Origin of the sequence: Maribacter chungangensis (genome assembly GCF_042676845.1) — a bacterium.
GTDB classification, from domain to species: Bacteria; Bacteroidota; Bacteroidia; order Flavobacteriales; family Flavobacteriaceae; genus Maribacter; species Maribacter chungangensis.
In genome coordinates this window covers 1-4,286 of record NZ_JBHTHY010000018.1, presented here as the reverse complement: position 1 = coordinate 4,286, position 4,286 = coordinate 1, and the positions used below count along the sequence as shown (strand labels likewise).

General features: G+C 40.2%; 6 protein-coding genes. 5 read left to right on the top strand and 1 reads right to left on the bottom strand.

The window, feature by feature from the left end:
• Positions 1-206 precede the first annotated feature (206 nt).
• Both ACFQZJ_RS17195 and ACFQZJ_RS17190 read left to right on the top strand, forming a co-directional pair.
• Entirely contained in the window at positions 207-548 is a 342-nt protein-coding gene (locus ACFQZJ_RS17195; RefSeq protein ID WP_379936137.1) for a type II toxin-antitoxin system RelE/ParE family toxin, read from the top strand.
• Positions 545-832 (top strand): helix-turn-helix domain-containing protein, encoded by a 288-nt coding sequence (locus ACFQZJ_RS17190; RefSeq protein WP_379936135.1) that lies wholly within the window; start codon positions 545-547, stop codon positions 830-832. The genes ACFQZJ_RS17195 and ACFQZJ_RS17190 overlap by 4 nt, the downstream gene beginning before the upstream one ends.
• Positions 833-924: 92 nt before the next feature.
• On the opposite strand, the gene ltrA is transcribed toward ACFQZJ_RS17190, so the two are convergent.
• Positions 925-2,184: a group II intron reverse transcriptase/maturase gene (gene ltrA / locus ACFQZJ_RS17185; protein WP_379936134.1), complete on the bottom strand. Its 1,260-nt coding sequence runs from the start codon at positions 2,182-2,184 to the stop codon at positions 925-927.
• Positions 2,185-3,300: 1,116 nt separating this feature from the next.
• Here ltrA and ACFQZJ_RS17180 point away from each other — a divergent pair.
• From ACFQZJ_RS17180 to ACFQZJ_RS17170, 3 genes are all read left to right on the top strand, one after another.
• Positions 3,301-3,438, top strand: a complete 138-nt coding sequence (locus ACFQZJ_RS17180) for a hypothetical protein (protein ID WP_379936133.1) — start codon at positions 3,301-3,303, stop codon at positions 3,436-3,438.
• 88 nt (positions 3,439-3,526) lie between these two features.
• The gene (locus tag ACFQZJ_RS17175; RefSeq protein WP_379936132.1) at positions 3,527-3,823 is read left to right on the top strand and encodes a type II toxin-antitoxin system HigB family toxin; all 297 of its coding nucleotides are present in this window, start codon (positions 3,527-3,529) and stop codon (positions 3,821-3,823) included.
• A 10-nt stretch (positions 3,824-3,833) separates the two neighbouring features.
• Complete coding sequence (locus ACFQZJ_RS17170; RefSeq protein ID WP_379936131.1) at positions 3,834-4,205, top strand: helix-turn-helix domain-containing protein; 372 nt, start codon at positions 3,834-3,836, stop codon at positions 4,203-4,205.
• Positions 4,206-4,286: the final 81 nt, after the last annotated feature.

Sequence of the window (4,286 nt, the reverse complement as noted above, 5' to 3'; positions counted from 1 at the left end):
ACTTTGACCCGGCAAGGGTGGCTCACTTTAATCCGGCGAGGGTGGTATACTATCGCCGATTTTTGCATCGGCAGACGGAAACGAAAAGTTTCCTTGCCTCTGCACTACGCTTAGCCGAACCGTTACCACACATTTAAAATTCGAGAATTGTTTACATATAACGAAACTTTTTGTATATTTGATATCTAAATGTTTGTAAGCAAAAAATGATAAAAAGATTTGAAACAAAATTACTTGTAGAGGCATTTGAATTTATTGAAAAACAAAACCTTAAAGCTCGAAAGAAAATATTTCAGAATATAAGACGTGCCGAACAGCAATCTGACCCAAAGTTATTTAAAAAGCTAACTGACGAAATATGGGAATTCAGAACGCTCTACTCAGGAAATCAATATCGACTTTTAGCATTTTGGGACAAAGAAGATAAAAGTGAGACATTAGTTTTTGCTACTCACGGAATTATAAAGAAGACGAGCAAAGTAGATAAGAAAGAAATCAATAAAGCTGACAGAATTAGGAAAGAATATTTTAAAAACAAAAAGAAATGAAAAGTTACACTTTAGACGAAGCAGAAGACCTTTTAATTGGAAAAAAGGGAACTGAAGAGAGAGATGAATATGAATTTGAGTTAAAACTTGAATTGATTGGGGATATGATAAAAACTGCCCGAAAAAAAAGGAAACTAACCCAAGAACAATTAGGGGAATTAGTTGGAGTTAAAAAAGCGCAAATATCAAGACTTGAAAATAGTACGGGAAATGTGACGTTCGAAACTGTTATGCGGATTTTTAACGCATTAGGAGCGAAACTAAATCTGAACCTACAGATGTAAAAAAGTCGAGTAGGTAAAGGGGATTCTCACCCCTAAACCTCTCACAGAACCGTACGTGATGCTCTCACATCATACGGCTCTTCTTAACAAGCCTACGGCAGAAAACCATATTGCCAATGCACAAATAGATTAGGGTACTGCTTCGCAGTTTCCATTAGCCATTTGTAAGCAAAGAACCAATGCTTTCGCCTGAACCTCCGATATTTGTTGCGTACCCATTTTGCCAGTCGTTTGTTCAGAAAGCGGAACACATAATGTAGTTCACTCATCCGCACCTTGCCGTAATAATGAATCCATCCCTTCATTTTATCTGCTATAATGGCTGCCAAATCGGGCAGCCGCAAATGTACCATACGGTGCAGTTTCATCTTAAACAAGGTTTGGTTGATACGTTTCTGACTTTTACGACTAATGGACGGGGTAAAGCCTAAATGAAAGTTCCCAAAATAACCCTTTACCATTCTCGGTTGGAATGTAAACCCAAGAAAATCAAAGGTCACATACTGCACCTTGAAGGGTGGGTGCTTCTTTTGGTTGCGTTTGCAATACACAATATTGCTCTTGCCGTCTTTGATTTGAAGTTTACACTTCTTGAATCGGGCTTTTACCGCTTCCAATGTCCGCAGGGCTTGTTTGAAGTTTTGGCAATGGATGATAATATCATCTGCATACCTTTCAAACTTTACCTCGGGATGGCACTTTTCTATCCACTTATCAAAGACAAAGTGAAGGAAGATATTTGCCAGTAATGGACTTATCACTCCTCCTTGCGGTGTCCCTTTGCTTCGTTTCAGAACTGTACCATCTTTCTTTTGGATTGGGGCTTCCAACCAACGTTTAACGTACAAATGAATATGATCCTTGGCAGTAAACTGACTTAGGGATTTCATCATCAACTCATGGTCTATTTCATCAAAGAAACTTTTGATGTCCAAATCTATCGCCCAGTCCAGCTTCATGCAGTTCTCCCTGCATTGTTTGATAGCCTGGTGCGCTGATTTGTTCGGTCGGTAGCCAAACGAACTTGCACTAAAGTGCTTGTCCACGATGGCTTCCAGTTCCTCCCTTATGACCATTTGGGCCGTACGGTCTAACACGGTGGGTATCCCCAACTTTCTTACCCTGCCATCGGCTTTGGGTATTTCTACTTCACGTACAGGACGGGGAAAATAACTGCCACTAGCCATGCGGTTCCATATCGGATACAGATACTTCCGTGCACGAGCGGACACTTCGGCTATTGACAGCTTGTCAACACCTGATGCTCCGCCATTTTGTTTTACCTTCTGAAAGGCTTTCCATACCTGTCGCTTTTCTATCGGTTGCGACTTTTGTTTCTCCTCGAAAATCATCCTAAGTTTTACTTAGTTGTAATACAATTTAAAACTGTTAAGTCTGCCCCTTCGCTCCTTTCCTCTTTCAAAGATCATCATCGCTACTACGGGCAAATCCGCCACCAATCCATAGTATCGTTACTTTCTGCCTTGCCCTTCGGGGTTATGGCATTTTCACACTACAAATTGGCTTCTCCTGTTCCGTAATTGAGCCGTAAGTAAAGCTCCTGCCCTCTTTATGCCGATTGCCACTTGACCAATAATTCAGGTTACGCTCGTCAAGTTCTATCTCGCAGGACCGCCCATCCTTTGATTTTGGCAATACCTAAGTTGTTAACGACACTTCTACAAGGGTTCACTCGCATCTCGTTCAGCTTCTTTACTCCTACCATAGCTTTCTACTTACCATACAAACGGCAGTAGTGCATTTAACCTTATCGCTCAAGACCAAGTCGTGAAAACTAAGCCCCATAAGGCGGTTTGACCAATATGCCTGTACATCTTAGCCGAGAGACCTTCTCTCATCTCAATTACAGTTCTGCTGTTCATTCTCAAAGAACTATTTTCTTATCTTGTATCCTTGAACAGCGCAGGACACACAACTAATGCCCAACAATGCATAAAAGCAATGGCGGAGAAAGTGCTAAATCTGAAGTTATAACTAAAAATAAAGGTCGGTCTTGGCTGAAAAGACTGTGGCCATAAACCGCCACTGCTCTTATGCGAGACCGTTCAGGCCGATTGCCAGAGGACATATCGCTCCGCCATGAAATCGGACACCCGAGAGAACAGTCCCCCTTTACAATGGTGCGGTGCATTCCGTCAAAACACGAAACACAACCAAAAGGATTTCACGCTCACACGATATTCAATCGGCCTGAACGGCCCCTGAGTAAAACGCCCCAAATACACAAAGCCAGGGAAAGGGGAAACACCATAGGAAGAGCCCAACCGGCATGAACACGGTATAAAGCGAACGGGGCGTTTTAAAAGCTCAACGCGTGGCGGCTAAATCCCGAAATTAAAGTATATTTATAAACAACTCAACCGGCCGACAAGAAGCGGACAAGAGCCAAAACGCCCCGACCGCTTTATACAGGGGCCGTTACCCTTTATTATAAAAAAACAACAGCAATGAAAAATTACGAAATCATTAAACTAAGTACCATGCGGTCTACGGAAGGATTGAAAAATGACGTAGAACGTATCTTAAACGAAAAAAGTAAACAGGGTTACGAAATTGTTTCTGTATCATTCGGAATAAATTTATGATGGATGCCTACTGCATTTATTACTGTTTTAAATTCATAAATGTTCGTTATTCGAGAACTTTTTGTATTTTTGCTTTATATTTGAACGAATGAAACGAATAATTGCAAAAAGTACACTTCGAGAATATTGGGAAAAACATGCAGATTCCGAACAATATTTGAAAACTTGGTACGACACGGCAAAAAGTGCTAAATGGTTTTCACCTAACGATATAAAACAAACCTACATCAATGCAAGTATTCTTAAAAATGGTCGGGTGGTTTTTAACATTAAAGGAAATTCCTACCGATTGATAGTTAAGTTCAATTATGAAAAACAATGGGCATTTATTCGTTTTATCGGCACTCATGCCGAATATGACAAAATAGATGCAGACACGATTTAAATAAAATATTATGGAATTAAAACCTATAAAATCTGAAAAAGATTACCGAAATGCACTTGAACGCTTGGAGGTTATTTTTGACGCACCAATCGACACAAAAGAAGGAGATGAAGCGGAAATACTCTCATTACTAATAGAAAACTATGAAAACGAGCATTATCCAATAGATTCGCCTGACCCAATCGAAGCGATAAAAATAAGAATGGAGGAACTGAATATGCGTCAGAAGGACTTGGTCGGAATAATTGGTGGGAAAAGTCGGGTATCTGAAATTCTGAACAGAAAGAAAAAATTAACGGTAGAAATGATACGAGAACTGGAAAGCATACTTCAGATTTCAGCTTCGGTTTTAGTAAATAATTATCAACTTGCAAAAAAATAACAAAGGGTAACAACGGTAACCGTTGCACAAGTCATTAATCCCGAAAAAAACGGATTCATATAAGGCGCTCTGCGGGGCTTT